This window comes from Brucella sp. RRSP16, assembly GCF_052246815.1.
Classification (GTDB): Bacteria; Pseudomonadota; Alphaproteobacteria; order Rhizobiales; family Rhizobiaceae; genus Brucella; species Brucella intermedia.
Genome location: NZ_JBQQAM010000047.1, coordinates 1 through 1,014, shown reverse-complemented (window position 1 = coordinate 1,014; position 1,014 = coordinate 1). Strand labels below are relative to the sequence as shown.

Sequence of the window (1,014 nt, the reverse complement as noted above, 5' to 3'; positions counted from 1 at the left end):
CAGTAGGGCAGTAGGGCAGAGAAGGATATGTGCGTTGCGGTCGTCCGCAAGCCAAACATACTCCCCTACTCCCTTATTCCCCTATTCCCTTAACATACTGCCTTACTGCCCTACTGCCTTATTGCCTTAACCGACTGCCTTACTCACGCCGCTTTCTTTTCATTCAACTGAATCAAGGGATGGCGGGGCGACTTGGCTGCTCATTCAAAAGTTTTCTTTCGAAACTTCACCGTTTGGTAACCCAGATTAAGGCAATTTAATCGGCAACTGAGCGGGACGGCGTGATGAACGGCGGCATCCCGATATTCAAGTTTGAAGCAAACGAAAGAGAACCGGTAAAAACCAATGCTTGGAAAATCGATCGTCGCGGCTTCTGTGTTCATGATTGGGATGGCGGGCTCGGCACTCGCCCAGACCCCGAGCCAGATCAGCCAGTTCAATGCCTGGGGCGCCTACAGCTATCAGTCGGGCAACGGCAAGGTCTGCTATGTCCTCTCCGTACCGACCCAGAAGGCTCCGGCCAGTGTCGATCACGGTGACAACTTCTTCCTCGTGAGCCAGAAGCCCGGCCAGAACATCTCGTTCGAACCGCAATTCATGGCCGGTTACGACCTCAACACCAATGCCAAGGTCGTCGTCTCCATCGGCAACCGCAGTTTCAACATGTTCGTCAACGGCAAGTCGGGCTGGATGGAAAATGCAGCCGAAGAGCCGCAGCTCATCGCAGCCATGCGCGGCGGTTCGGAGATGAAGGTGCAGGCGCAGTCGAAGCGCGGCACCAAGACCAACTACACCTATTCGCTGAAGGGCATTTCGGACGCGCTGAAAGCCATCCAGAAGTGCAAATGATCCAGACGATCGGATAGAGTTCAGAAGCCGGGCCATGTGCCCGGCTTATACATTTGAGGCCGGAACGGTAAACTTCGTTCCGGCCTCGTTTGTCATTGGGGTGAATGCAACACCGCACTGACGGCTGCAAAGAGGTTGGGTCATGCCCGGCAGGAACTTTCGTTC

1 protein-coding gene is annotated in these 1,014 nt (G+C 54.7%); it reads left to right on the top strand.

What is annotated here, in order from left to right; translation table 11 throughout:
* Positions 1 to 345: 345 nt before the first annotated feature.
* Positions 346 to 849, top strand: coding sequence for an invasion associated locus B family protein (locus ACS5UA_RS22820; protein WP_006465808.1), 504 nt, complete (start codon positions 346 to 348; stop codon positions 847 to 849).
* Positions 850 to 1,014 lie beyond the last annotated feature (165 nt).